The organism is Niveispirillum sp. BGYR6 (assembly GCF_027568365.1).
Classification (GTDB): Bacteria; Pseudomonadota; Alphaproteobacteria; order Azospirillales; family Azospirillaceae; genus Niveispirillum.
The window spans coordinates 64363-91083 of the sequence record NZ_JANLNL010000005.1; the positions used below are offsets into that span (position 1 = coordinate 64363).

The following is a 26721-nucleotide window of genomic DNA, read 5'->3' on the forward strand; positions in this document are numbered from 1 at the left end:
GGCGCTGCAACAGCGCCCGGCCCCTGACTGTCAGGCCCGTCTGGCGTGCAGGGCCGGCAATTGCCGCAACAGGCGGCGGGCATTTTCATTGGTGGCCTTGTGATAGGGTTTCAGGCCCAGCCCCCCCAGGCGCGTCGCCTCCAGCGCCAGATGGGCGCAGGCCATTTCAGCGATATTCAGGCTGGTTTCCACATAGCGGCTGCTAGCATGGCCCCAGCGCAGCGGATCGGGCAGACCCCAGCAGGCCAGCGCCCATTGTTCCATCGCCATGCCCTGCTGGCTGGCCCATTCCATGGCGGCATCGGCAATGGCACCCATGCCGCCGGCCACGGCCAGATTGGCTTCCAGGGCCGCGCGCAGCTTTTCCGACACCATGCGGATGAATTCCGGATCGCGCAGCTGGTCGGGGTCCATCGCCGTTTCCGCCAGCCGCATCAGGCGCAGCGCAATGGTCTGCTGGGCCGCCCACAGGGTTTCACCCAGCACGACGGCCGTACCGGCAATCTCCGCCGCCACTTCCACGCTGCGGGCACTCGCACTGCTGGCCTTGGCTGATCTGGTCATGGGCTGTTCCCTTCTCGTTGGAACCGGCGGGCTCGCCAGCCACAGCTTTCAGCCTAGACCCTGTCATGTTGCACTGCAAAAAACCCTGCGACGCAACGACGCGCAGCAGGGTTGCAACTGGGGCGGGGGTGGTTCAGTCCTTCGCCGCCTCTTCCGGGGTCAGCGCCTTGATGGAAAGCGCGTGGACCCGCTCGGCCAGCTCTTCCTTCACCACCTCATAGACCAGCCGCTGGCGGGCCACCCGGCCCAGCCCCTGGAACCGGTCGGAGACGATGGTGACGTCAAAATGCGTTTCCCCGCCGGGATGGTCGGCCCCGGCATGGCCGGCATGGCTGTGTGAGACATCCTTGATGACCAGGGCCTGGGGCTCTAAAGCCTGGGTCAGCTTGTTTTCCATCCGGGTCGCATAGACGGCCATGGCGGCATTCCTGTTCCTGCTGCGGCAAGGGGGCGGGCTGGCCGTTCCCCGATGATCGCCCAAGAGGTAGTCCAACATCATGGCCGATGAAAGCGCCAAGGCCGCCACCAGCCCCCCATCCCGTCCGGTAACGCCGCTGGTGGCCGCTATCCTGCTGGGGTTGGTGATCCTGCTCTGGGGGGTGAACTGGCCGGTGATGAAGCGGGTGGTGGGGCAGATGCCGCCCATGCTGTTCGTTGCCGCCCGTCTGGCGCTGGGTACGGCCACGCTGATCCCGGTGGCCTGGGCGGCAGGGCAGTTGCGGTTGCCGGACCGGCGCGATCTGCCGGTGCTGCTGTCGGTGGGGCTGTTGCAGATGACCGGCTTCATGACGCTGGTGACGCTGGCGCTGCAGCATGTGCCGGCGGGCCGCGCCGGCATCCTGGCCTATACGACCCCGCTCTGGGTGGTGCCGCTGGCCCTGATCTTCCTGAAGGAGAAACTGTCGCCCTTGAAGGTGGGGGGGCTGCTGCTGGGATTGGCGGGGGTGGCGGTACTGTTCAATCCGGCCGCCTTTGACTGGTCTGACCCGGCCGTACTGACCGGCAATGGCATGTTGATGGCGGGGGCGGCCCTGTGGGCGGTGAATATCGTCCAGGTGCGCGGGCACCGCTGGGTGGGCACGCCCCTGTCGCTGGCGCCCTGGCAGATGGGCATGGCCACCCTGCTGACCGGCAGTTTCGCGCTGGCCACAGAGGATGTGGCGCGCATCCAATGGTCGGGCGAGCTGGTCACCCTGCTGGTCTATAACGGCCCGCTGGCCACCGCCTTCTGCTTCTGGGCCATGGTGACGGTCAACCGCGCCCTGCCGGCCATCACCCTGTCGCTCTCCACCCTGGCGGTGCCGGTGGTGGGGCTGGCGGCATCGGCCCTATGGCTGGGCGAGGCAATGACAATCACCAACATCGCAGGGCTGGGCTTCATCGCCGCCGGGCTGGTTGCGGTGGCGGCGGCTGATTCGCGGCGTTAACCTTCGCCCTCCCGCAGGAGGGGGTGGCACCCGCACAAACGCCACCTTCTTTTCCATCCAGTTCCTTGCCAGCCCGCCGGCCCGCCCCCATACTCAGCCCCCATGCAGAAGAACCGCCCCAACCTGTCCTTTGATTTCCGGGAAACGCCCCGCAGCCAGCTGCGGCTGTGCGAACATCCCGGCTGCACGGGTCATGGGGAATATCGCGCGCCTAAGGGGCGGGACAAGCTGAACGAATATTGGTGGTTCTGCCTGGATCATGTGCGGGACTATAACAAGTCCTGGGACTTCTATGCCGGCATGACGCAGGAGCAGATCGAAAAGCATCTGCGCCAGGACACCACCTGGCAGCGCCCGACCTGGCCCATGGGCGACTGGCGCACGCGGGAACGCAATACGCGCGACAAGATCTTCAATGGCGGCTTCGCCTTTGGCGCCGACTGGTCGGGGGAGGAGACGCAGAGCAAGCGCCAGCCCCCGCGCCCCAAGCCCCGCACGGCGGAGGAAGAGGCGCTGGCCGTGCTGGAGCTGCCTCCCGATGCCGATTTCGCCACCATCAAGACGCGTTACCGGCTATTGGCCAAACAGCACCATCCCGACGCCAATGGCGGCAGCAAGGAGGCGGAGGAACGGTTGAAAACCATCAACCAGGCCTACAACACCCTGAAGGCCGCCTTCGGCAGCGGGCAATAGCCGCCCCGACCACCCGACCGACCGACGACGAACCAGACCCCGCAGAACCGGAAATCATGGCACTCGATATGGCAACCCCTCCCCAGGCCACCCCGCACACGCTGCCCGATATCACCGTTTCGGTGCGTGATACCTTCGGCATCGACAGCGACATGGTGGTGCCTGCCTTCTCCACCGCGACCGAGCATGTGCCGGAGCGGGACGAGGCCTATCGTTTCGACCGCGAGACGACCATGGCCATCCTGGCGGGCTTTGCCTATAACCGCCGCGTCATGGTGCAGGGCTATCACGGCACCGGCAAATCCACCCATATTGAGCAGGTGGCCGCCCGGCTGAACTGGCCCTGCGTGCGCGTCAACCTGGACAGCCATATCAGCCGTATCGACCTGATCGGCAAGGACGCCATCGTGCTGCGCGATGGCAAGCAGGTGACGGAATATCGGGAAGGCATCCTGCCCTGGGCCCTGCAGCACGCCTGTGCCGTGGTGTTTGATGAATATGATGCCGGCCGTCCGGACGTGATGTTCGTCATCCAGCGCGTGCTGGAAGTGGAAGGCAAGTTGACCCTGCTGGACCAGAACAAGGTAATCCGGCCGCACCCGGCCTTCCGCCTGTTCGCCACCGCCAATACGGTGGGCCTGGGCGATACGACCGGCCTCTATCACGGCACCCAGCAGATCAACCAGGGCCAGATGGACCGCTGGAACATCGTCACGACCCTGAATTACCTGCCCCATGCGCAGGAGACGGAGATCGTGCTGGCCAAGGTGCCGGAATACAATACCAGCGAGGATAAGCGCAGCATCGTCGCCGCCATGGTGCGGCTGGCCGATCTGACGCGCGCCGGCTTCATCAATGGCGATATCTCCACGGTGATGAGCCCGCGTACCGTCATCACCTGGGCGCAGAATGCCGCCATCTTTGGTGGTGATGTCGGTTTTGCCTTCCGTGTCACCTTCCTGAACAAGTGTGACGAGGTGGAACGCCCGGCTGTGGCCGAATATTACCAGCGCTGCTTCGGTAAGGAACTGCCGACCGGTGCCTTCAAGGGCACGCTGGTCTGAGGCTGTTCATGCCGCCCGGTGGCGCGATTGCGGGACCGGGCGGTTTCCATTACGGTGACCGCATGGGGCTTACCGAATGGGAGTTGAAGATGAAGAACATGATTGCCAGTCTTGCGGTTGTAATGCTGATGACCCAGCCGATGGCTGCAACCGCCTGGGCGCAATCCAGCCAGGATCAGGTGGCGACCAGCCCGGCCGCACCGGCGGCGCAGGCCCCGGCCGAGGCTGACCCGGATGCCAACCGGGAGATCTGCAAGGCCCAGACGACCACCGGATCGCGGCTGGCCAAGAAGAAGGTCTGCCGCACCAAGGCGGAATGGGATGAACAGTACCGTCTGCAGCGGCAGGAAGCCGAACAGATGCAGCGCGGTGACATGGCCAACCGCACCCCGCGCGGCGGTTGACCGGCCAAGGCATCCACCCGCAGCCGGTGGCGGCCCGGAAAAATCTGATGTGAAGGATCATGACCCAGGAATCCCCCCTTGAGATGTTCAAGCGCGCCACCACCGCCACCGTGCGGGCGTTGGCGGATAACAGGGATGCCACGGTCGGCTTTTCCGCCGAACCGCCTGGGTTGAATGGCAGCCGGGTGCGCGTGCCGCTGCCGCCGCGCGACCTGAACCCCAAGGATGTGGCCAATGTGCGCGGGGCGGCCGATGCCGCCGCCCTGCGCCTGCGCCACCATGATGCCGGCATCCATGCCAAGTTGATGCCCAACAGCGAACAGGCCCGCCAGTCGTTCGAGGCGCTGGAACAGGCACGGGTGGAGGCGATTGGCGCCACGGCCATGGCCGGGGTTGCCGCCAATCTGGAAGCCACGCTGGAAGAACGCTATCGGCGCCTGGGCTTCGACAAGATCAATGACCGCGAACAGGCGAGCCTGTCAGAGGTGCTGCGCCTGCTGGCCCGCGAAGCCATCACCGGCGCCACCCCGCCCGCCTCTGCCGCTGGAGCGGTGCAGCTGTGGCGCGATACGGTGCAGCAGAAGCTGGGCGGATCGCTGGACAAGCTGGCCGGCCTGATCGAGGATCAGGAAGCCTATGCCCGTGCCGTGCGCCGCCTGCTGTCCGACATGGATATGGAGGTGGGTTCCGACCCGCAGGATGAGGAAGGGGCCGAAGATCAGGCCCCCGACAGCGCGCCCGATGGCGGCGGCCAGGATGATGACCTGGAACAGCAGGGCGGCCAGCAGGCGTCCGGCGAGGATGAGCAGCAGCAGACCACCCAGCAGCGCCGTCAGGCCGCCCAGGAAGAGGCCGGCAGCAGCGAGGATGGTGAAGAAGGCGACGGTGAGCTGGCCGATGGGGACGGATCGGAAGATCCCGGCAACCCCGGCACCCCGCCGCCGCAATCCCGCCGGAACGAGCCGGACCCCGCCGCCTATCGCGCCTATAGCACCGCTTTTGACGAGGTGGTGGATGCCGCCGACCTGTGCGACCCGGATGAGCTGACCCGCCTGCGCCTGATGCTGGATCAGCAGCTGCAGCACCTGCAGGGCATGATCTCCAAGCTGGCCAACCGGCTGCAGCGCCGCCTGCTGGCCAAACAGACCCGGTCCTGGGAATTTGATCTGGAAGAGGGGATGCTGGACGCGGCCCGGCTGGCCCGCGTCATCATCAACCCCACCACGTCGCTGTCCTTCAAGCGGGAGAATGAGACGGATTTCCGCGATACGGTGGTCACCCTGCTGATCGACAATTCCGGTTCCATGCGCGGCCGCCCCATCTCCATCGCGGCGATGAGTGCGGATATCCTGTCGCGTACCTTGGAACGCTGCGGCGTGAAGGTGGAAATTCTGGGCTTCACCACCCGGGCCTGGAAGGGCGGGCAGGCGCGTGAGCGCTGGATCGCGGCGGGCAAGCCGCTGAACCCCGGCCGCCTGAACGATCTGCGCCATATTGTTTACAAGGCGGCCGATGCGCCCTGGCGGCGGGTGCGCAAGAATCTGGGCCTGATGCTGCGCGAAGGCATCCTGAAGGAGAATATCGACGGGGAGGCCTTGCTCTGGGCCCATAGCCGGCTGATCGGCCGGCCGGAACAGCGCCGCATCCTGATGGTGATCAGCGATGGTGCCCCCGTGGATGACAGCACCCTGTCGGTCAATAGCGGCGCCTATCTGGAACGGCATCTGCGCCAGGTGATCGACTGGATCGAAACCCGCAGCCCGGTGGAACTGGTGGCCATCGGCATCGGCCATGATGTCACCCGCTATTACCGCCGCGCCGTCACCATCATTGATGCCGAACAGCTGGGCGGTACCATGATGGAAAAGCTGGCGGAGCTGTTCGACGAGGTGGGGGCCAAGCGGCTGGGCGCCTATGCCCCACCGCCGCAACCCATCATCACCCAGGCCGATGCCCCCGCCCCCCGGCGGACCGGCTACGCCGCCATGATAGGCTCGCGCGGCATGTGATGCCGACGGTTGAGGTGCTGGAAAGAAGGCATACCCTATGGCTTGAATGCGGCAATCTGCGTCAGGCATAGCCCTTCTTCGGAGAAAAGGGGCTCGCCCTCAGATTTGCCGCCAGCCATCCAGCCGCGCTTGGCGCGCAGATAATCGAGCAGCCTGACAAGATCGACCGCCTTTTGTTCAAGCTTTGCAATTTGCGTATCGATGATCTCTATCTCGCGCTCTGGCGACAAGCCGGTATCCAGGAGTTCGTTTGCGACCTCCGCAATCTCCTTGAGCGACATGCCAAGCGACTGGGCGAACCGAACCATCAGGGCAATTGAGACATCCCGCTCAGCAAAGATCTGATAGGGGTTGCGGCCACCCTGAATGCCGGACTGCGGTTTCAGGATCCCCTGGCGGACATAGAAGCGAACCGTATCCTGGCTGAGGCCGGTTCGTTTGGCAAAAGCCCCAATCAGCATCGCAATCACCCTTGACCATGGACCACACTCCAGTCTTATAGGGCAGGCTCCCGCGTTTATGGAGCTGAAATCATGTCGGAGAATTTGCAGAACCACCCGGAAGGCCGCCAAGCCTTCGTCACGGGGGCCACCGGCCTGCTGGGCAACAACCTTGTGCGCGAACTGCTGGCAGTCGGGTGGCGGGTGCGGGCGCTGGTACGATCTCCCGAGAAGGCCCGACAGCAATTTGCCGGGCTGGATGTGGAAACCGTGCGTGGCGATATGCTGAATGTCCCAGGCTTCGCTGAAGCGCTTGCCGGGGTGGATGTGGTGTTCCACACGGCCGCCTATTTCCGGGATTCCTATAAGGGGGGACGGCATTGGGAAGCGCTTCATGCGGCCAATGTCGAGGGCACCCGACAGTTGTTGGCGTATGCCCATGCTGCGGGCGTCCGGCGCTTCGTGCACACAAGTTCAGTCGCCGTCCTTCATGGGGAACGCGGTGCCCTGATCAATGAGACCATGCTCAGAGACGAACGTGACGCTGACGATTATTATCGCAGCAAAATCCTTTCCGATCGGGTGGTTCTCTCCTTTCTTGATCAGCATTCCGATATGTGGGCAGCTCTGGTGCTTCCCGGCTGGATGCATGGACCGGGCGATATCGGGCCGACATCGGCGGGGCAAACGGTCATGGATGTCGCCTTGGCCCGGTTGCCGGGCATACCGCCCGGTTCCTTTTCCGTGGTCGATGCCCGGGATGTCGCCCAAGCCATGATCCTGGCCAACGAAAAGGGGCGGCGGGGTCAGCGCTATCTGGCCGCCGGCCGGCACATGACGATGGCCGACCTTATCCCCCTGATCGCCGAGGTGACGGATGTGCAGCCACCAACCCGCCGCATTCCCCTGTGGTTGCTGCATCTGCTGGCTGCCGGGTACGAAATTTACGCCCGGATCAGCCGGCGACCGGTGCTGCTCAGCTGGGCCATGGCACGCACGGTGGCCAGGGAAAATCAACGGTCACGATACGACCCAGCCAAAAGCGTCACGGAACTTGGCCTGCGGTTCCGCCCGGTGATGGATACGTTGCGCGACGAAGTCGCATGGTTGCGCGCAAGCGGCATGATCCCGGCGACCGGGTATCCCCAGCCCTGATGGCGGGCAGGGGAAACGAGGACCGGTCCATCCGTATAGATGCACACATAAAGATATCTTTATGCTTGCCCGGCGGACGGGCTGCTGTTACACCTGCCGGCAACGTGCGGTGGGGTGGCAAGCCCATGCCTGCCCGCCGTCAAAACAGCTTTTCGTCACATCACCCGCAGCGTTGATACGCAGAGGAGCCGCCATGTCCGCCTTCACCGATTACAAGGTCAAGGACATCTCCCTGGCCAATTGGGGCCGCAAGGAGATCACCATCGCCGAGACCGAGATGCCGGGCCTGATGGCGCTGCGCGCGGAATATGGCGCCTCCAAGCCGCTGGCCGGTGCCCGCATCGTCGGCTGCCTGCACATGACCATTCAGACCGCCGTGCTGATCGAGACGCTGACGGCCCTGGGCGCCACCGTGCGCTGGTCTTCCTGCAACATCTTCTCCACCCAGGATCAGGCCGCCGCCGCCATCGCCGCCGCCGGCATCCCGGTTTTCGCCTGGAAGGGCGAAACGGAAGAGGAATTCTGGTGGTGCATTGAGCAGACGCTGCGCGGCCCCGATGGCTGGACCCCGAACATGATCCTGGACGATGGCGGCGACGTCACCCAGATCATGCACGACAAGTACCCGGAAATGCTGGCCGACATTAAGGGCCTGTCGGAAGAGACCACCACCGGCGTGCATCGCCTGTATGAGATGGTGAAGGCCGGCACGCTGAAGGTTCCGGCCATCAACGTGAATGACAGCGTCACCAAGTCCAAGTTCGACAACCTGTATGGCTGCCGCGAGTCGCTGGTGGACGGCATCAAGCGCGCCACCGACGTGATGGTGGCTGGCAAGGTCGCCGTCGTCGCCGGTTACGGCGATGTGGGCAAGGGTTCCGCCGCATCCTTGCGCACCCAGGGTGCCCGCGTTCTGGTGACGGAGATCGACCCGATCAACGCGCTCCAGGCCGCCATGGAAGGCTATCAGGTCGTGACAATGGAAGAAGCCGCCCCGCAGGGCGACATCTTCGTCACCGCCACCGGCAATGTGGACGTGATCACGCTCGATCACATGCGCGCCATGAAGGACCGCGCCATCGTCTGCAATATCGGCCATTTCGACAGCGAAATTCAGATCGCTTCCCTGCAGAACTATGTCTGGGACGAGGTGAAGCCGCAGGTGGACGAGGTGGTGTTCCCCGATGGCAAGCGCCTGATCGTGCTGGCCAAGGGCCGTCTGGTCAATCTGGGTTGCGCCACCGGTCACCCCAGCTTCGTGATGTCCGCCAGCTTCACCAACCAGGTGCTGGCCCAGATCGAGCTGTGGCAGAACCACGCCAATTATGAAAACAAGGTCTATGTGCTGCCCAAGCACCTGGACGAGAAGGTGGCCCGCCTGCATCTGGATAAGATCGGCGCCAAGCTGACCACCCTGACCCAGAAACAGGCCGACTATATCGCCGTGCCGGTTGCCGGCCCGTTCAAGCCGGATCACTACCGCTATTGATTGCAGGCGGGTGCCGGTGCCGGTACCTCTGCTTTTGAAAACCCCCGCCGGATCGATCCGGCGGGGGTTTTTTTATTAACGCCACCTTGATGATCGTGCGCGCGACACTTGCAACCCGTCGCCACCCTGGTCAAACTCCGGCCTTGTGAGGAACGCGATCGGCCCCTTCATCGCCATCGCCATGGCGGCCCTGCTGGGGCTGGCTGGCGTCGGGCTTCTGCTGCTGCCTTTCTGGAAGGCGGTGACGCCGGTGGTCGGCCTGCTGGCGCTGGCGCTGTTGACCATCATCCTGGCAGTGCTGCTGCGCATCCTGGCCTGGGGCCGGGCGCAGCAAATCGCCCTGGTGGAGGCGCGGGCCGAACAGGCCCGGCTGGCGGCCCTGGTGGATGCCGTGCCCGATGGCTGGTTCGCCCAGGCCGCCCCCACCGACAGCGGGGCTTCTGACCGGCTGGCCGTCTCCCCCTCGCTGCCCCGGCTGCTGGGGCTGGGCCGCATCAACCGGCTGGATGATATTGAACAGGCGCTGGCCCCCAGCGATGCCGCCGCCCTGCATGGTTCCTTCCGCCATCTGGTCGATAAGGGCCAGCCTTTCCAGATCACCGTGCGGCTGGCCGATGGATCGCGCATCTTCCAGGCCAGCGGCGGGCGCGGCGTGGGGGCCGCCGGCAGCGATGCCAGCGGGGTGGAGGGGGCGACCATCCATGTGCTGTGGCTGCGCGACATTACGCCCAGCGCCGCCGAGGCCATGCGCCGGGCCGAGCAGTTGACGGCGCTGCGCGATGATCATGCCAACCTGCTGGCCCTGTTGCAGAACCTGCCGGTACCGCTGTGGCGGCGCGGGGCCGATCTTTCCATCAACTGGTGCAACAATGCCTATGCCCGCCTGCTGGAAAGCCAGCCGGACAAGGTGGTGCGCCAGGGGCTGGAACTGGCGGGCAGCAGCTTTGGCGACCCGCTGGCGCTGGCCCGGCAGGCGCGCGACAGCGGCGCACCGGCGCGTGACGACCGGTTCCTGGTGGTGGAAGGCGACCGCCGCCTCTACAGCCTGATGGAACTGCGGCTGGAGGATGGGTCGCAGCTGGGGCTGGCCATCGACCGGACAGAGGAACGGGCCCTGCGGGACGAGCTAGCCCGCCATATCGCCGCCCACGGCGATGTGCTGGACCAGCTGGGGTCCGCCATCGCCATTTTCGGCCCCGACACGCGGCTGAAATTCCACAATCAGGCCTATGCCAAGCTGTGGGGGCTGGAAGGCGGCTGGCTGGCGGAGGAACCCGCCTATGGCGAGGTGCTGGAACAGCTGCGCGCCAGCCGCAAACTGACCGAAGAGGCGGATTTCCCGCGCTGGAAAAAACAACAGCTGGGGCTGTTCACCTCCCTGATTGATCCGCTGGAAGAACTGGTGCATCTGCCCGACGGGCGCACCCTGCGTTCGCTGGTGGTGCCGCACCCGTTCGGCGGGCTGATGTTCGTGTCGGAGGATGTGACCCATACGCTGGCGCTGGAATCCAGCTACAATACCCTGATGGCCGTGCAGCAGGAGACGCTGGATAATCTGGCCGAAGGGGTGGCGGTGATCGGCGGCGATGGCCGGCTGAAACTGTGGAACCCCGCCTTCCGCCGCCTGTGGAACCTGCCCGCCGCCGCCCTGCGCGGCGAACCGCACGCCAACCAGCTGGTGGAGGCGGTGCGCGGGCTGCTGGAAGATGGCGGGGAATGGGCGCTGCTGCGCCGCCAGCTGGTGGAGCGGCTGCTGGACCGCAAGACGGAATCCGGCCTGCTGCGGCGGACGGACAGCACCGTGCTGCGCTATGCGCTGGTGCCGCTGCCCGACGGGGCCGTGCTGCTGTCCTGCCTGGATGTGACCGACAGCGACCGGGTGGAAACCGCCTTGCGCGCCAGCAACGAGGCGCTGGAGACGGCCGACCGGCTGAAGGCGGAATTCATCGCCAATGTCTCTTACCAGCTGCGCACGCCGCTGAACGCCATCATGGGCTTTGCCGAAATCCTGCATAACCAGTATTTCGGGCCGCTGAACAACCGGCAGCAGGAATATGCCAAGGGCGTGCTGGAGGCCAGCCGCCGCCTGCTGTCGCTGGTGAATGACATCCTGGATCTGGCCACCATCGAGGCCGGCTTCATGACGCTGGAACGCGAACAGTTCGACGTGGCCCAGCTGGTGCATTCGGTGGCCGGGCTGACGCGCGACTGGGCCCGCAAACAGGCGCTGGAACTGAAGGTGGAGGTGCCGGACGGCATCGGCCGCCTGGAAGGGGACGAAAAGCGGCTGAAACAGGCCTTGTTCAATCTGGTCAGCAACGCCATCAAATTCACCCCCGCCGGCGGGCGGATCGTGCTGTCCGCCAGCCGCCAGCCGGGGGAACTGGTGCTGGCCGTGGCCGATACCGGCGTTGGCATTGCCGATCATGACCGGGAACGGGTGCTGGACCGGTTTGAACGGGGCAGCGGGCAGGGCGGTGGTGGCAGCAACGGTGCCGGGCTGGGCCTGTCCCTGGTGAAAAGCTTTGTGGAGCTGCATGGCGGCCGCGTCAGCATTGATGGCAATGGGCCCAGTGGCTGCATCGTGCGTTGCCACCTGCCCCTGTCTGACAAGCCGGCCCTGGCCGACATGGCCAACAGCCAGCAGGGTTGAGGGAAGCGACCGGCGAGGGGCCTCTGTTCAGGCCCCCGCAACTCAAAGCCCCAACAGGGAATGATGGGCCGCAAATGCCGCCATCACCCCAGCCGCTGATGCCGGCGTGCCATTATGCAGGGGGGGACGCCACGTCGCCGGCGGCATGGCAATAGGGGCAATGCAGGATGCCGGTGCCCCAGCGTTCCGCCATCCCCGGCAGATCGGGCAATTCATCGCGCGCGCCCATGGCCAGCAACAGCCGCCGGCCCTGGAAGCTCTGCCCATCGGCCAGAATGACCTGGAAATCATCCAGCCTACCGGCTGCCTGCTCCACCAGCCCCTCCACGCATGTCAGGGTGGGATAGGCGGACAATTGCGCGCGGGCACCGGCCATAATGGCCCCCGGCGGCACCCCGTCCTGGCCCAGGAACCCATGGGACGCGGCGGCGAAGCGGTTACGCGGCCGGCCGGCATCCAACAGCAGCACCCGGCAGCTTCATCGCAGTAGAAAGGCCGGCAAAGCTGCCGCCGATGATAAGGACGTCGTGAAGCATGATCACCCCTTTCATGAAGCTTTATAAGTTACATGATGGGGTGACGCGGCGGTATTTGCAACTCTGCTTGTTACGAATACTGATTTCCGTTAAGCAGGAAGGATGCGAAGCGATAGCCGCCTTTCCCGAATGCTCCATGCGCTGATCCATATGGATCGGCTGCAGGGTGCCGCCACGTCCGAACTGCTGGCCGGCATGTTGAACACCAATCCGGTGGTGGTGCGCCGGACCATGGCGGGGCTGCGTGATCAGGGGCTGGTGCGGTCGGAAAAGGGCCATGGCGGGGGCTGGGTGCTGGCCCGGCCGCTGGACGGGATCAGCCTGCTGGATATCTACCGGGCCTTGGGCGAGCCGCACCTGTTCGCCATCGGCCTGTCAGCCGACAATCCCGATTGTCTGGTGGAACAGGCGGTCAACCAGAGCCTGGGCGACGCGCTGGCAGAGGCGCGGTCGGCCCTGCTGACACGGCTGGGGCAGGTGACGCTGGGGGATCTGGCACGCCAGTTCGATGCCAAGCTGCGGGCCTGTCAGGCGCACCTGCCCCCGCATCTGGGTGACGGCTGACCTGCCGCAGCCGCCATTGCCATCGGGCAGATGGCACCCATCTCCCGCAACGCCGCATGAAACATTGCCCCGCCGGGTTGCCGATGATACCAGCAGCGGCAGCCCCCCTTTGTGCTTGCCGGAAAACCACTTTGTCCTGTCCGTTTCCCCCTGTGCCCCCCCTGTCCAGGCGCCCGCGCGGCGCCAGGGTGCGCCATGGCTGAGCGGCGGGGCAAGAAACCCAGTGCGGCGGATCTGGACCTGTGGCGCACCGTGATGCGCGATGCCGTGCCCCTGCGTGGGGCAAAACGGCGGCCCAAGGCGGCGGAGGAGGCTCCACCGACACCGGCTGCCCCAGCGCCAGCCCCGACACCCTCGTCCAGCACCCGCCCCGCCCCCACCCCGCCACCCACAGCACCCGCGCTGGCGGAACGGCTGGCCGATCTGCTGCGCGGTGTGCCGCTGAAGCAGAAGGCGGCGGTGACGGTGCAGCTGGCCCCCACCGCGCTTGGCGCGCGCAGCGGCATCGACAAGCGCACGGATGAAAAAGTACGGCGCGGTCGGCTGGCCATTGATGGCCGCATCGACCTGCATGGGCTGACACAGAGCGAGGCGCATGATGCGCTGATCGGCTTTGTCCGCCGCAGCCATGCCCAGGGCCGCCGGCTGCTGCTGGTGATTACCGGCAAGGGCGGGATGCCGCGCGGCGAAGGCGTGCTGCGCAGCGGGGTGCCGCGCTGGCTGCACGAAACCCCGACGCGCGATCTGGTGCTGGCCGTGCATCAGGCCCAGCCGCAGCATGGCGGTGGTGGCGCCTATTACGTCTATTTGCGCCGGCGGCGCGGGGAATAATAAAGAGGCCTTCAGCCCGCTGCCGTGGCAGAGGCCGCAGGAAGTGCCGCATCATCATTCTCGGCCACCGGTTCATCCCGGCCCTTTACGGCGCGTTCCACGCCGGCGGCCACGCTGCGCCAGCAATGGTCGGCCAGCGCCTTGCGGCTGCTGAAATCGGCCAGGGAGACCGGGGGATGAAATTCCACCAGCACCCTGATGCGTCCGCCCAGCCGGGCCAGCTGCCACAGATGCGGCGGCAGTTCCATATCACCATACCAGGCATAAAGCGCCCGCCAGGCATGGCCCAGCGGCAAGCCATCCAGATGCGTAGCGGTGACGCTGACCGGCTGCAGGGTCAGCGGCTTGCCATCCACCTGGGTGGCGGCAACGGCGAACAGGGCCGTCTTGAAGGGAAGGGTGCGGTTGCCGTCGCTGCTGGTGCCTTCCGGGAACAGCACCAGCTTGTCGCCCGCCTGCAGGCGCCCGGCGATGCTGTCGCGCTGTTCATCGGCGCGGTGACGGGCATTGCGATCCACGAAAACGGTGCGCTGCAGGCGCGCCAGCAGGCCGAAAAGCGGCCAGCCCCCCACCTCGTTCTTGGCGACGAAGCTGGTGGGCAGCAACGACCCTAGCACCGGAATATCGAGATAGGAGGAATGGTTGGAGATGAACAGGGTCGCCCGGTCGGTCACCGGACGCCCCTGCGTCACCACATTCAGCCCCAGGATGCGGCAGCAGAGCCGGTGATAGGCGACGGGAAAACGGGCATAGGGCCCGCCAAAGCGCAGGAACAGCACCTGCAGCGGAATGCCCAGTGCGGTGACAATGGCATAAAGGCTGAGCCGCACAATGCCGCGGCCTGTTGATCCGATATCCATCTTGCCCGCCGCTGTCTTTGACCGTTGGTGTTATACCAATCCGCCGAGGGGTTGACCCTTGGCGGATTGGAGGCCGGCGACTGCCGGCCCGCGGGCCCATGCCCGCGTAAGCCAAGGGCGCGGATGCGCCCGCCCGGCGCCTGAGGGAACGCAAAATCTCCCTGGATCGGTCACGATCAAGGGAGATTGATATCACAGCAGGGATGAACCGCGCCGTTCGTAATGCCGCAGATATTTATCAGTGATCAGGTCGGTCTTCACCACGATGGAAACATCGGTGGTGTTGAACTGGTGATCCACCACAGCCCCTTCGCCGACGAAACCGCCCAGCCGCAGATAGCCCTTGATCAGCGGCGGCACCTCGTTAATCCCGCGGCGCGGATCAATCTCATGCTCTTCCATCATCGCCATTTCGACATAGCGATGCGGCAGGGCCACCGGGCGCAGGGCCGGCGGGGCCAGATGATGGTAATAGAGATAGGAGAGCGGCAGGGCCAAAGCCTTCGGGTCGGTCCCCGGCAGGCTGGCGCAGCCGAACATCAGCTTGATATCGTAATGCGCGGCATAGGCGGCAATGCCGCGCCACAGCAGTTGCATGGTGCCCCGGCTGCGATAGGCGGGGTCAACGCAGGACCGCCCCAGCTCCAGCACCTCACCTGGATATTCCTCAATCCGGGAGATATCGTATTCGTCCGACGAATAGAAGGAACCGGCCCGTGCCGCTGCGGCCCGGCGGATCAGCCGATAGGTGCCGACCACGCCGCTGGCCCCGACACCGACATTATGGTCGATCACCAGCAGATGGTCGCAGAGCTGATCGAACATGTCGTAATCGCGCCGCTGCGCCGCCATTTCCGGCGTCGGCCGGGCCTGCATCTCCTCATAGAAGACGCGGAAGCGCAGCATCTGGGCTGCATGGACCTCGGCGGCGGTTTCCGCCAGGCGGACCTCCAGATTGCCAGCGCGAAGCTCGCCGGAAATCAGGGCATCGGTGGTGATGTCAGCCATGTTCTCACATCGTCTGGGTCGCCGGCACGCGGTGCCGCACATCGAACCGCCCGTCCGGGCACCGCCCTTGTCAGAAGCGGCGGGCCAGGATGGATTATTCGGCCTTGTCACATTGCCATATCACAAAGCGCGGGCGCGTGGTCAACCAACTCCTACGCGGTATCACCCCCGATCATCAAAGTTTCATGGGCGTGACCCAAAACAATCAAACAAAACGGGCTGTTCCGCACGGATTTCCCGCAACAAATGGTATGAACCTGTGATCGGCAGGACACGGGCACCCGGCAAAAGAAAGGGGCTGCTGCCCAGCAGTTTGCCAGTCGATGGGCTTTCTTTTCCCCGGTTCAGCCATGCTATAAGGGGCTTTCCGCCCTTCGTCCGACGGAAGCGACATGGAAGCCTGGTCCGAATATTCGCGTTTTCTCATTGCCTTGTTTGCCATCCTCACGCCCTTTGCCGCCATCCCGATCTTTCTGGGCATGACGGAGGGGCGCACGCGGGAACAGCGCAACGCCATCGCCCAGTCGGCCGTGCTGACCGTGGCCACGGTGCTGGTCAGCTCCGTCTTTCTGGGTGATGCGGTGCTGACGGTGCTGGGTACCAGCTTGGCCAGTTTCCGCGTCGGCGGTGGCATCGTGCTGCTGCTGATCGCCCTGTCGCTGCTGAATGCCACCGTCTCGGCCGTGAAACATACCGTGCAGGAGGCCGACGAGGCCGGCCAGCGCACCGCCATCGGCGTGGTGCCCCTGGGTCTGCCGCTGCTGGCCGGTCCCGGTTCCATCTCCGCCGTCATCATCGAGGCGCAGCGCGGCCATGGCTGGGAACATTTCGCCATCCTGGTCGGCTGCATCCTGGCCGTCTGTGCCGGCCTGCTGGCCACGCTGCGGCTGGCCGTGCCGATCGGCAACAAGCTGGGCCAGACCGGCCTGAACATCATGAACCGCCTGACCGGCCTGTTGCTGGCCGCCGTGGCGGTGGAAATCATCGCCGCCGGCCTGCGCGCCCTGTTCCCCGGCTGGATGACCTGATTTTGTTCCCGCCCTATCTGAGCCCGAAGTTGCTGATAGTGAAATGGTGGGGAAAGCGGGAAGACGCATGGGTTGAATACGCTCTCCCTCTCCCCCCGCATCGCATCCCGCTTGGCGGCGATGGGCAGGGGGCCTAGGATGGGGGTCTTCTTTCCTGACGGGAAAACAAAGATGAATGCGTTGCTGAAGTCCGTTGCCGCGCTGGCCGCGCTGTCGATGCTGGCCGGTTGCATGGCCGCCCCCGCCAAGCGGGAGGTCTCCAACGGGCTTGATCCGCGTCGCGCCTGTATTGCGCAATGCAACCGCGATAACAATGTCTGCATGGATCAGCAATCAGCCCAGAGCCGGAAGACGGATTTCGGCATGGGGGCTACCTGCAGCGCGGAACTGCAAGCCTGTCTGGCCCGTTGCTGAGCGGCATTGTCCCCGCCCCTTAACCCCCGTCGCCACGGGTGCGGATCTTTGGGAATTCGACGCGCATCATGACCCATAAAGCCCTTCGTCTGGCGGCCCTGCCGCTGCTGGCCCTGTCCTTGTCCCTGCCCGTCCCGGCGCTGGCGCAGGATCGCGCCCCGCCCGCCAACCGGGCCGAAATCACCCTGTCCTTTGCCCCGCTGGTAAAACAGGCCAGCCCGGCCGTGGTGAATATCTACACCAAGCGGCGGGTGCAGACGCAGGTATCGCCCCTGCTGCAAGACCCGCTGTTCCAGCGCTTCTTCGGGGAGGCATTTCGCGGCATCCCGCGGGAACGGGTGGAAAGCTCGCTGGGGTCGGGCGTCATTCTGGAATCCGACGGGCTGATCGTCACCAATGCCCATGTCATCCAGGGCAGTGACGAGATCACCGTGGTGCTGGCCGATCGCCGGGAATTCCCGGCCAAGATCGTGGCCTCGGACGAAAAGGTCGATCTGGCCGTGCTGCGCATCGATCCGGGCAAGGAAAAGCTGCCCGTGCTGGCCATGCATGACAGCGACGATCTGGAGGTGGGCGATCTGGTGCTGGCCATCGGCAACCCGTTCGGCGTCGGCCAGACGGTGACCAGTGGCATCGTCTCAGCCGTGGCGCGCACGGCCGTGGGCATTTCCGACTATAATTTCTTCATCCAGACCGATGCGGCCATCAATCCCGGCAATTCTGGCGGGGCGCTGATTTCCATGGATGGCAAGCTGGTCGGCATCAATTCCGCCATCTATAGCCGGTCGGGCGGTTCCATCGGCATCGGCTTTGCCATTCCCGCCAATATGGTGCGCACGGTGGTGGATGCGGTGCGCGGCGGCGGCAAGCTGGTGCGGCCCTGGATCGGGGCCGGCGGGCAGGCCGTCACCAGCGATATCGCCGCCAGCCTGGGGCTTTCCCGCCCGGCCGGCGTGCTGATCAATCAGGTGCGCAAGGGCGGCCCGGCCGATCAGTCCGGGTTGAAGGTGGGCGATGTGGTGACGGCGGTGAATGGCCGCGCCGTGGATGACCCGGATTCCATGCGCTATCGCGTTGCCACCCTGGCGGTGGGCGGCAATACCAGCCTGACCGTGCTGCGCCAGGGCAAGGAACAGAGCCTCAGCCTGCGCCTGATCGGCCCGCCGGAAACCCCGGCGCGGGATGAAACGGTGGTGACCGGCCGCAACCCGCTGGCCGGCGCCAAGGTGGCCAACCTGAACCCGGCGCTGGTGGAGGAAATCCGCTTCGAAGGCGCATCCGACGGGGTGGTGGTGCTGGATGTGGCGCGCGGTTCGGCCGCCGCCGGGCTGGGCCTGCGGCCGGGCGACCTGCTGCTGCGGGTCAATGATCAGGACATTAACAGCGTGCGTGACCTGACCGGTGCGGTGAATGGCCAGACCCGGCGCTGGACCATCAGCGTCCGGCGCGGTGACCAGACGCTGACCACCACCGTCGGGGGGTAATGCCAATCTGCCGGGGGCGCCCCCCCCCGGCGTGGTTGGTATTGGGGTAACTATTCCGCCAGGAAGGCCCGCACTGCATGCACGGTGGTGGCCGGGTCTTCCTCCTGCGGCATGTGGCCCAGGCCGGGGAAGCTGACCAGCCGGCTGTTGGGCAGGGCTGCCTGGAATTTAGCCGGCGTGGTGGCGAAGGCGACCAGCCAGTCCTTTTCCCCCCAGACCAGCAGGGTGGGTGCCTGGATGCTGCGCAGCCGGTCGGTCGGGTCTTCGATGCGATAGGCGCGGACACGGTCCAGCCCGGCCTGCCGCACGCCGGGCGACCGCCAGCTTTCATAATAACGGTCCACCGCCTCTGGCCCGAAGCGGGACGGATCGCCATAAAGCGGCGACAGGGTCAGCCGCACCGTCTGTTTGTTCAGGATATAAGGCCGCAGCTTGGCGGCGGCGGGCGGTTCCACCGTCTGGCCAAAGCCGATACCGGGCAGCGGATAGCCGCCGGGGGCCACCAGCACCAGCTTTTCCACCCGGTCGGGATGGGCGGCGGCGAAGGTCCAGGCAATCTGGCCCCCCAGCGAATTGCCGATCAGGCTGGCCCGCTGCACGCCCAGCGCATCCAGCAGGGCCAGCAACTGGGCGGCATCGCGTTCCGGCCCATAGCTGCCGGCCGGGTCCGGCCCGGTCAGCCCATGGCCGGCCAGATCATAGCGGATGACCCGGTAATCGCGCGACAGGTCAGCGGCCCAGCCGTCCCAGCTTTGCAGTTGCGACGCGTTGCCATGGATCATCACCAGCACCGGCGCGCCCGCCGGCCCTTCCTGGCGGACATGGAAGCGCATATCGCCGACGGTGACGAAATCCTGCGGTCCCCGGCTGAACCGCGCCTCCGCCGCCCCGCGTGACCGGTCGGGCGTGTAAAGCCATGCTACCAGCCCGCCCAGCACCAGCAGAACCAGCGCCAGCAGACCCAACAAAATCCGCCCCAGCATCACATCCCCCCATGGCTTTCCTGATTGCCCGCCAGGGTACGGGTGAAGCGGCGAAGAAGAAAGGTGAATTATGGTTCAGGTTGGTGATGCGTCCATGAAAAAAGGGGCGGTACCGATGGCACCGCCCCCCAACAGCAACCCGTCACGCTTACTTCCAGCCGGCGCGATCCATGATCTTCAACGCGTCGGCATTGTTGCGGCCATAGATGGCGGCGTTCAGGCTGTCGCGCTTGAAATCGCCCCAGGCGGCGACCACCGGATGGGCCGGGATGCCGGCCACCACCGGATATTCGTAATTGGCCTCGGCAAAAATCTTCTGGGCTTCTGGCGTGGCCAGAAATTCCAGGAACGTCACAGCGGCTTGCTTGTGCGGGGCATATTTCACCACGCCGGCGCCGGAGATGTTCACATGCGTGCCGCGATCCCCCTGGTTGGGGAAGAACACCGCCACCTTCTTCGCCAGTTCCCGTTCCTTGGGATTGCTGGAATTGACCAGCCGGCCGAAATAATAGGTGTTGGAGATGGCGATATCGCCCTCCCCCGCTTCCACAGCCTTGATCTGGTCAATATCGCCACCCTGCGGCGGGCGGGCGAAATTGGCCACCAGCCCCTTGGCCCAGGCTTCCGTCTTCTCAGGCCCATGGGCCGCCAGGATGGAGCCGGTCAGCGACTGGTTATAGACATTGGTGGAACTGCGGACCAGGATGCGGCCCTTCCATTTCGGATCGGCCAGATCCTCATAGCTGGAAAGCTCCGACGGCTTCACCGCCGCCTTGTTATAGATGATGACGCGGGCGCGGGCCGACAGGCCGAACCAGTAGCCGTCCGGTTCCCGGTAGGCGGCGGGGATTGCCTTTTCCAGCACAGCACTCTTGATCGGCTGCAGCACACCGGCATCCTGGGCCCGCCACAGGCGGCCGGCATCGACGGCCAGCAGGATATCGGCCGGGCTGTTACGCCCCTCGGCCTTCAGCCGCTCGATCAGCTCATCATCCTTGCCCTCGATGACATTGACCAGGATGCCGGTCTTCTTCTCGAACGCGGCATAGATCAGCTTGTCGGCATCATAGTGACGGGAAGAGTAGATGTTCACTTCCTGCTGCTGCGCCAGGGCGGTGCCGGCCGTGGCGGCCAGCAGCGTGCTGCCCAGCATCATGCCGCCCAACAGGCGGTTGAAGGCGCGGCGGGACTGGAATGCCATCATCATGCTCCTGCGTCACAATATCCTCTGCAGCGATATGTCGGGTGCTGCGGCAGCGCTGTCAAGACAGGAATGCGACCAATTCGCAAATGCGCTTCACCGGTTCGGCAGATCGCGCGCTGTCCGATACAGCCACTTGGTTTAAGCTGGACGGGCAATATGCAACCGGTAAAAATCACGGCATCAATAATTGCTTGATACCAAGGGGTATGTCCCATGCCCCGCGTTGGCCAAGGCAGCGGATGCCGCCGCCCGGCACTTGAGGGAACAGGTAAATCCCCAGCGCCATGATCCATGGCGCTGGGGATGGCATGACAGGCCATTGCAATAACGGGGTGTTGCATGACGATCAGTCAGGAAAGCTGGGACCAGGGGGAACCGGTACCGGCAGCGGGGGATGGCGGGGTACGGCAATCGGCGCGGATCGTGGTGGCGGTGAACCGCAGCGCCCTGTTCGCGCTGGCGCTGAAGAACCTGCTTTTTACCATCCTCACCATCGGCTTTTACCGGTTCTGGGCCCGCACCCATGTGCGCCGCCGGCTTTGGGGTTCCGTCGCCATCTTGGGGCAACCGCTGGCCTATACCGGCCGGGCCAAGGAACTGTTTGTCGGCTTTCTGCTGGCGCTGGTCATCCTGTTGCCGGCCTTCGGCCTGATCGGTCTGGTCGGCACGCTGGTGCCGCCCACTTCTGTCGGGGCGCAGATGCTGTTCCAGGGGGGTGTCTTCCTGCTGCTGGGCGTGTTGGGGGTAATGGCGCTCTATTTCGCGCGGCGCTATCTGCTGACCCGCACGGTCTGGCGCGGCATCCATGCCGGACAGGCTGGTACGTTGGGCCGCTTCATGGCGGTGCATATCGGCTATTATCTGCTGCTGGTGCCGACATTGGGGCTGCTGAACCCCTGGGTGCAGGCGCGGCTTTATAATTACCGGACCAACATCACCTTTTATGGCACGCAGGGTTTCACGGCCGATGCCAGCAGCCGGGGGCTGTGGCTGCGCTGGCTGCTCTGCTGGGCGCTGGCCCTGCTAGCCTATGCCTTGTTCTTCTATGGCTATTGGCCGGTGATGGAATGGGCGAAGTCCCTGCCGGAATGGCAGGCCGCCGGGCTGCCGCCCCCGCCCCAGCCCATGCCCTTGTTCCTGCCCATGGGGCTGGGCATCGCGCTGACGCCGCTGGTCGCCATCGCCTATGCCTTCTACAATGCGGCCCGGCTGGCCCGCTTCACCGCCGCCACCCGGCTGGGGGAGATAAGCTTCAGCTTCCCCGTCTCCCCCTGGCGGCTGCTGTTGATCCCGCTGGTGGCCGGGCTGATCATGATCGGCATTCTCTTTGCCGCCGGTATGCTGACGGGGTTGATCGCGGCCGGTGCCATGGCGGCAGCCGGCAAAGTATCCGCAACCCTGTTCATGAGTGTCATCCCGATCATCATCTTCCTGCTGGCCTTTGCCGGCATCAGCATCGTTACTCTTGTCTGGACGACGGTGGAATATATGAAGCTGGTCGCCCGCTATCTGCTGATCGACAATATCCAGGCGGCGGAGGATATCCTGAACCGCGGTATGCCAGCCCCCCGCCGGGGCGAAGGGTTGGCCGACGCACTGGGCGATGTCGGTATCTGACAGATCGGGCAAGGCGAACGGGCAATGCTGGAAGCCTTTTACGAGGATCGGGTCAGCCGCCGGCTGGTGCCGGTGGAACTGAACCTGGATGGCGGGATGCTGCGCATCGCCCAACCCGACGGGCGGGAGCTGGACCGCTGGAACCCGCGTGACGTGGCGGCCCTGCCCGCCGATTCGGACGGGCGGCCCCGCTTTGCCCTGGCGGTGGATGCCCATGCCGCCCTGCTGGTGGCCGATGCCGCCCGCTTTACCGCGCTGTTACAGCAGGCGGGCGGCCGTTCCCGAAAGGCGCATCGCCACCGGCGGGAGGTACCGATCCTGATCTGGATCGGCGGGGCGACCTTATCCACCCTGCTGCTGGCCTTTTTCGTGCTGCCCATGCTGGCCAGCATCCTGGCCCCGATGATCCCGGAGGGGGTGCAGCGCCGGCTGGGCGATCAGGTGGCCGATGTGGCCACCATGCTGCTGACCCAATCCACCGTGGCGCGGGAATGCGTGGACCCGGCGGGCAAACAGGCGCTGGACAAGCTGCGCGCCCTGCTGCCCCACAGCGGGGTGCCGGATTTCCGCCTGCGCGTCATCAAGGTGGAGCTGCCCAACGCCTTTGCCGTGCCCGGCCATATTGTGGTCACGGACGGCATCCTGAAAATCTCCCCCTCCCCCGAAGCGGCCTTGGCGGTGATGGGGCATGAGCTGGGCCATATTGTGTATGGCCATTCCATGGAACGGGTGATGCGCTATACCCTGACCTCCACCCTGGTCTCGCTGGTGATCGGTGATTTCGGCGGCGGCTTCATGGCCGTTGCCGTGGGGCGGATGGTGGAGGCCGGGTTCAGCCAGGATCAGGAACGCCAGGCCGACGCCTATGCCGCGCAATTGCTGCACCAGGATGGCTACAGCGCCCGCAGCATGGCCATGCTGTTTGAGAAGATGCGCGCCCGGATCGGCGATGAAGGCAAGTTTGAAAGCTGGCTGGGCAGCCACCCGCAGCTGTCTGAACGCATCACCACCCTGCGCGCCCAGCCCGAACCACAGCCCCCAGCGGCGGAACCGGCACTGACGGCGCGGGAATGGCGGGCGTTGCAAGGCATCTGCGCCACCCTGTCCAAAACGCCCGAGAGCGAGAAACAGAAATAACCTTCCCCCATTTTCTCGCCCGCTCCCTGATTTGCTCCATTGTAATTAAGAATGATTCGCAATAGATTATCTGCAGCCAATCCGGAGGAGGCAGGCGATGAGCGAGCAGGTGGCATGGTGGCCGGATCTGATGGCGATCGGCCCGGTGGCAGGGTCCGGTCTCCCGATGGAGAGCGAGAATGGTGCGGAAAGCCATGTGCTGCGTGCCCGCCAGCTGGCCGACCGGATTGACGGCACCACCGTCTTCTCGCTCTCCCGGCCGGAACAATTGCTGCTCTGGTCGGCGCGGCGCTGGCGCCATGGCCGTTTCCGCTGGGATCAGGTGGAGGCGGAATTCAAGCGCCTGCTGCCCGGCGGCTGGGCCGATGCCATGTTGAGCTGGGAGGATGCGCTGGAACAGTTGCACCAATATCCCAGCAGCCGGCCGGAAATCGGCAATGGCTGCATCACCACGCTGAGCCGGGATGAACGCGCGCTGTTGACCCTGGTGGCAGGGCTGCAGCGGCCCCGGCTGGTCGTGGGCGATCTGTTGCTGGCCCGGCTGGCCACGCCGGGAATGCGGGCGGAACTGGTGGCCACCCTGCGTGCCGTGGCCACCAGCTTCGCCATGGGCAGCCTGTGCCTGCCCCTGCGCGGGCCCGCCCCCGCCCTTCATCCGGGGCAGAGCCTGCCCCTGCTGCGTCTGGTGAAATAGCGGCCCGTACCGGGGGACGCCGATCAGCCCTCCCCCGCCTTTTGGGCCGGGCCGATCAGGGTTGCCCCATCCCCCAGATGCAGGGTGCGCTGCGGATAGGGGATGGTGATGCCCTCCTCAGCAAAGCGGATGCGCATACGGCGGTTGAATTCGCGCCCCACGCTCCATTGCTGGATGGGCCGCGTCTTCAGCCGCGCCTTGATCAGCACGGCATTTTCCTGGAACGCATCCACGCCCGCCACATCCAGCGGCGCCAGCATGGCGGCGGCATAGGCAGGCTCGGCGCGCATCTGGTCGGCAATGTCGCGCAGCACGGCGACCACCCGATCCGTATCCTCCTTATAATCAATGGAGACATTCAGCACATAGAAGCTGAAATCCTTGGTCATGTTGGTGGCGGTGGTGACGGAACTGAACGGGATGGTATGGACCGACCCGTCATAATCGCGCAGGCGGATGGTGCGGATGGTGATGGCCTCCACCGACCCGCCCTTGCCGCCGACATTCACCACATCCCCCACCGACAACGTATCCTCGATCAGCATGAACAGGCCGGTGATGACATCCTTCACCAGGGTCTGGGCACCAAAGCCGATGGCCAGACCCACCACCCCGGCACCGGCCAGCAGCGGGGCGATATTCACCCCCAGTTCCGACAGCACGATCAGCCCCACCATGGTGATCATCAAAATCATCAGGGCGTTGCGGGCCAGCGGCAGCAGGGTGCGCATCCGGGCCGACCGCTGGATGGCGGTGCCGCTGTCATCGGTGGCATTCAGATAGCGGTGGATGGCACCCGCAACCATCTCCCAGGCGATCAGCGCCAGGGTCAGCACCAGGAAGATAGTGACGGCCGATGCGGTGATGCGCTGGCCGAAATTGGTGTCGAACCAGCCCAGCGCATTGGCCCCCCAGGCCTGCAGCAGCAGCACCAGGGTGAAGAACCACAACAACCCTTTCAACAGCCTGTGCAAGACTGGTAGATAGCGGTTGGCACGGTTTTCAAGGCCGGGGAACTGGGCCTGCAGCTCTGGCGAAATGGCGAAGCCGCGCCGCATGGTGCGGTCCAGCCCCTCCGCCAGCAGGCGGGAGCCGATCAGGATGGCGCCGGTCACCAGCGTGGCCCGCAGCACGAATTCAAAACCGCCGGCAATCTCCAGCACCCAGATGAAATAGATGGCCGACAGATAAAGGATGGCCAGGATATGCCAGACATCGGCCAGCCGGCGGCGCACCGCCTTCACGGCCCGGCCGCGATGGACCGTGTGGCTGACGACGGCTGCCTCCGCAGGCTCTCCGGCAGGGGCGCCCAGTTCGGCGTCGCTGCCCCCGCTTTCCCCCGCCACCACGGCCTGCAGGGCGGCATCGGCCGGGTCGGTTTCCGGATGATCCGGATCGGGGCGCAGATGGTCACCCCGTATCCAGGCCGCCACCGACTGGCGGTTCTGCAGGATCAGGATGATCAGCATCACCGTCACCAGCAGCCCCACCAGCTTCAACCCGGCGGCATAGGGCTTGGCCGGCAGGCCCAGCACAAGGGCCGCCTGGGCGATGAAATAGCCATAGACACCGATGATGACGATGCGCCGGACCCAGATCAGCAGATAATGCGCCGTCTCGTCACTGACCGGCACCAGCCGCAGATTGGCCGTGCTGGGCGACAGCAGGAACCGGGTGATGACCAGGGTGCCCTGCACGATCAGGCTGGCATTGAGGATGGTGAGCGAGGCCAGCCGCACGGCGCGCGGCGCCTCGCTGGCCGACAGCACGCCGAACCCGGCCAGGGCGAAGGCGGCCATGGGCAGCAGATCGATCAGCAGCCGCACCGTCAGCAGCGGCAGCTTGGTCCACCAATGGATGCCGTTGCGGGCCCCCAGGGCATTGCGCGGGCGGCGCAGCAGCCAGATGGCGATCCAGCGCGCGGCATAGCCGGCACCGATGATGGCCGCCAGATGCAGCGCCAGCCGCAGCCAGTTATCCCGCTTCACCGGGTCGGCCACCTGCTGGTTCAGCCAGCGCAGGGCATGGGGGGTGTCGATCACCGCGCGCCCGGCCTCGGCGATCTGCTGGCTCACCTCCTCCACCCGGTCGGACAGGGTGGACAGGAAGCGGCTGCCCAGGCTGCTGGCCGGGGCTTCGGCCCCCTGGCGCTGTTTTTCCACTGCCTGCAGCGCCTTCAACTGGGCCAGCAGCGCATCACGCTTGGCCGGGTCTTCCAGCGTCTGGATCAGGGCATTGACCTGTTTGGCGTCAACGGCAGGGTCGGCGGCGGGGGCTTGGCTTTGCGCCGGCGCCGGGCCGGCAATGATGAACAGGCAGAACAGGCTGAGCAACAGCAGGCGAACAAGGCGGGACATGGGAACGGCGTCTCCGGCGGGCGGCAATCATTTGGGCGACACATTAGACAGGCTGTTTCATACTGCCAACCTGCCGTGCGGTGTAGGGCTGACCATTCGGCCTATA

The 26721-nt window shown here is 65.3% G+C and carries 25 protein-coding genes; 16 read left to right on the plus strand and 9 right to left on the minus strand.

What is annotated here, in order from left to right; translation table 11 throughout:
* Window positions 1-30: 30 nt before the first annotated feature.
* The gene (locus PCJ49_RS12720) at window positions 31-564 is read right to left on the minus strand and encodes a hypothetical protein (protein WP_269911234.1); all 534 of its coding nucleotides are present in this window, start codon (window positions 562-564) and stop codon (window positions 31-33) included.
* 133 nt (window positions 565-697) lie between these two features.
* Entirely contained in the window at window positions 698-982 is a 285-nt protein-coding gene (locus PCJ49_RS12725) for a BolA family protein (protein ID WP_269911235.1), read from the minus strand.
* A gap of 79 nt (window positions 983-1061) precedes the next feature.
* On the opposite strand from PCJ49_RS12725, the gene PCJ49_RS12730 reads away from it, so the two are divergent.
* From PCJ49_RS12730 to cobT, 5 genes are all read left to right on the plus strand, one after another.
* Entirely contained in the window at window positions 1062-1991 is a 930-nt protein-coding gene (locus PCJ49_RS12730) for a DMT family transporter (RefSeq protein ID WP_269911236.1), read from the plus strand.
* A gap of 102 nt (window positions 1992-2093) precedes the next feature.
* Window positions 2094-2684: a J domain-containing protein gene (locus PCJ49_RS12735; RefSeq protein ID WP_269911237.1), complete on the plus strand. Its 591-nt coding sequence runs from the start codon at window positions 2094-2096 to the stop codon at window positions 2682-2684.
* 56 nt (window positions 2685-2740) lie between these two features.
* On the plus strand, window positions 2741-3748 hold the full coding sequence (cobS, locus tag PCJ49_RS12740) for a cobaltochelatase subunit CobS (protein ID WP_269911238.1): 1008 nt from the start codon (window positions 2741-2743) through the stop codon (window positions 3746-3748).
* A gap of 89 nt (window positions 3749-3837) precedes the next feature.
* Window positions 3838-4152 (plus strand): hypothetical protein, encoded by a 315-nt coding sequence (locus PCJ49_RS12745; RefSeq protein ID WP_269911239.1) that lies wholly within the window; start codon window positions 3838-3840, stop codon window positions 4150-4152.
* 59 nt (window positions 4153-4211) lie between these two features.
* Window positions 4212-6161 (plus strand): cobaltochelatase subunit CobT, encoded by a 1950-nt coding sequence (cobT, locus tag PCJ49_RS12750; RefSeq protein WP_269911240.1) that lies wholly within the window; start codon window positions 4212-4214, stop codon window positions 6159-6161.
* A gap of 35 nt (window positions 6162-6196) precedes the next feature.
* On the opposite strand, the gene PCJ49_RS12755 is transcribed toward cobT, so the two are convergent.
* On the minus strand, window positions 6197-6622 hold the full coding sequence (locus tag PCJ49_RS12755) for a MerR family transcriptional regulator (protein ID WP_269911241.1): 426 nt from the start codon (window positions 6620-6622) through the stop codon (window positions 6197-6199).
* 72 nt (window positions 6623-6694) lie between these two features.
* Between PCJ49_RS12755 and PCJ49_RS12760 the strand changes: the two genes are divergently transcribed.
* From PCJ49_RS12760 to PCJ49_RS12770, 3 genes are all read left to right on the plus strand, one after another.
* A complete protein-coding gene (locus PCJ49_RS12760; protein WP_269911242.1) occupies window positions 6695-7756 on the plus strand; it encodes an SDR family oxidoreductase in 1062 nt (353 codons plus the stop codon).
* Between the two features lie 193 nt (window positions 7757-7949).
* Window positions 7950-9245, plus strand: coding sequence for an adenosylhomocysteinase (gene ahcY, locus PCJ49_RS12765; RefSeq protein WP_089288688.1), 1296 nt, complete (start codon window positions 7950-7952; stop codon window positions 9243-9245).
* Between the two features lie 145 nt (window positions 9246-9390).
* Window positions 9391-11898 carry a PAS domain-containing sensor histidine kinase gene (locus PCJ49_RS12770; protein ID WP_269911243.1) on the plus strand — a complete coding sequence of 836 codons (2508 nt, stop codon included), beginning with the start codon at window positions 9391-9393 and terminating at the stop codon, window positions 11896-11898.
* 112 nt (window positions 11899-12010) lie between these two features.
* Here PCJ49_RS12770 and PCJ49_RS12775 read toward each other — a convergent pair whose 3' ends face one another.
* Complete coding sequence (locus PCJ49_RS12775; protein ID WP_269911244.1) at window positions 12011-12367, minus strand: hypothetical protein; 357 nt, start codon at window positions 12365-12367, stop codon at window positions 12011-12013.
* Between the two features lie 169 nt (window positions 12368-12536).
* Between PCJ49_RS12775 and PCJ49_RS12780 the strand changes: the two genes are divergently transcribed.
* Together PCJ49_RS12780 and PCJ49_RS12785 are read left to right on the plus strand one after the other, a co-directional pair.
* Window positions 12537-12998, plus strand: coding sequence for an Rrf2 family transcriptional regulator (locus PCJ49_RS12780; RefSeq protein ID WP_089288685.1), 462 nt, complete (start codon window positions 12537-12539; stop codon window positions 12996-12998).
* Window positions 12999-13193: 195 nt separating this feature from the next.
* A complete protein-coding gene (locus PCJ49_RS12785; RefSeq protein ID WP_269911245.1) occupies window positions 13194-13829 on the plus strand; it encodes a Smr/MutS family protein in 636 nt (211 codons plus the stop codon).
* A gap of 11 nt (window positions 13830-13840) precedes the next feature.
* On the opposite strand, the gene PCJ49_RS12790 is transcribed toward PCJ49_RS12785, so the two are convergent.
* Both PCJ49_RS12790 and PCJ49_RS12795 read right to left on the minus strand, forming a co-directional pair.
* Window positions 13841-14689 (minus strand): lysophospholipid acyltransferase family protein, encoded by an 849-nt coding sequence (locus tag PCJ49_RS12790; RefSeq protein WP_269911246.1) that lies wholly within the window; start codon window positions 14687-14689, stop codon window positions 13841-13843.
* A gap of 192 nt (window positions 14690-14881) precedes the next feature.
* A complete protein-coding gene (locus PCJ49_RS12795; protein ID WP_269911247.1) occupies window positions 14882-15697 on the minus strand; it encodes a GNAT family N-acyltransferase in 816 nt (271 codons plus the stop codon).
* A gap of 392 nt (window positions 15698-16089) precedes the next feature.
* On the opposite strand from PCJ49_RS12795, the gene PCJ49_RS12800 reads away from it, so the two are divergent.
* The 3 genes from PCJ49_RS12800 (at window position 16090) to PCJ49_RS12810 (ending at window position 18623) form a co-directional block, all read left to right on the plus strand.
* The gene (locus tag PCJ49_RS12800; RefSeq protein WP_089288681.1) at window positions 16090-16725 is read left to right on the plus strand and encodes a MarC family protein; all 636 of its coding nucleotides are present in this window, start codon (window positions 16090-16092) and stop codon (window positions 16723-16725) included.
* Window positions 16726-16896: 171 nt separating this feature from the next.
* On the plus strand, window positions 16897-17139 hold the full coding sequence (locus tag PCJ49_RS12805) for a hypothetical protein (RefSeq protein WP_089288805.1): 243 nt from the start codon (window positions 16897-16899) through the stop codon (window positions 17137-17139).
* Between the two features lie 68 nt (window positions 17140-17207).
* Window positions 17208-18623, plus strand: a complete 1416-nt coding sequence (locus tag PCJ49_RS12810) for a DegQ family serine endoprotease (protein WP_269911248.1) — start codon at window positions 17208-17210, stop codon at window positions 18621-18623.
* Between the two features lie 50 nt (window positions 18624-18673).
* Here PCJ49_RS12810 and PCJ49_RS12815 read toward each other — a convergent pair whose 3' ends face one another.
* Both PCJ49_RS12815 and PCJ49_RS12820 read right to left on the minus strand, forming a co-directional pair.
* Window positions 18674-19606, minus strand: a complete 933-nt coding sequence (locus PCJ49_RS12815; protein ID WP_269911249.1) for an alpha/beta hydrolase — start codon at window positions 19604-19606, stop codon at window positions 18674-18676.
* A 148-nt stretch (window positions 19607-19754) separates the two neighbouring features.
* A complete protein-coding gene (locus tag PCJ49_RS12820; RefSeq protein ID WP_269911250.1) occupies window positions 19755-20813 on the minus strand; it encodes a Fe(3+) ABC transporter substrate-binding protein in 1059 nt (352 codons plus the stop codon).
* A 336-nt stretch (window positions 20814-21149) separates the two neighbouring features.
* On the opposite strand from PCJ49_RS12820, the gene PCJ49_RS12825 reads away from it, so the two are divergent.
* The 3 genes from PCJ49_RS12825 to PCJ49_RS12835 all read left to right on the plus strand — a co-directional run bounded on the left by PCJ49_RS12825 (window position 21150) and on the right by PCJ49_RS12835 (window position 24258).
* Complete coding sequence (locus PCJ49_RS12825) at window positions 21150-22427, plus strand: DUF898 family protein (RefSeq protein ID WP_269911251.1); 1278 nt, start codon at window positions 21150-21152, stop codon at window positions 22425-22427.
* Between the two features lie 24 nt (window positions 22428-22451).
* The gene (locus PCJ49_RS12830) at window positions 22452-23564 is read left to right on the plus strand and encodes a M48 family metallopeptidase (RefSeq protein WP_269911252.1); all 1113 of its coding nucleotides are present in this window, start codon (window positions 22452-22454) and stop codon (window positions 23562-23564) included.
* 97 nt (window positions 23565-23661) lie between these two features.
* A complete protein-coding gene (locus PCJ49_RS12835; protein ID WP_269911253.1) occupies window positions 23662-24258 on the plus strand; it encodes a hypothetical protein in 597 nt (198 codons plus the stop codon).
* Window positions 24259-24281: 23 nt separating this feature from the next.
* On the opposite strand, the gene PCJ49_RS12840 is transcribed toward PCJ49_RS12835, so the two are convergent.
* Window positions 24282-26615, minus strand: a complete 2334-nt coding sequence (locus PCJ49_RS12840) for a mechanosensitive ion channel domain-containing protein (RefSeq protein ID WP_269911254.1) — start codon at window positions 26613-26615, stop codon at window positions 24282-24284.
* Window positions 26616-26721 lie beyond the last annotated feature (106 nt).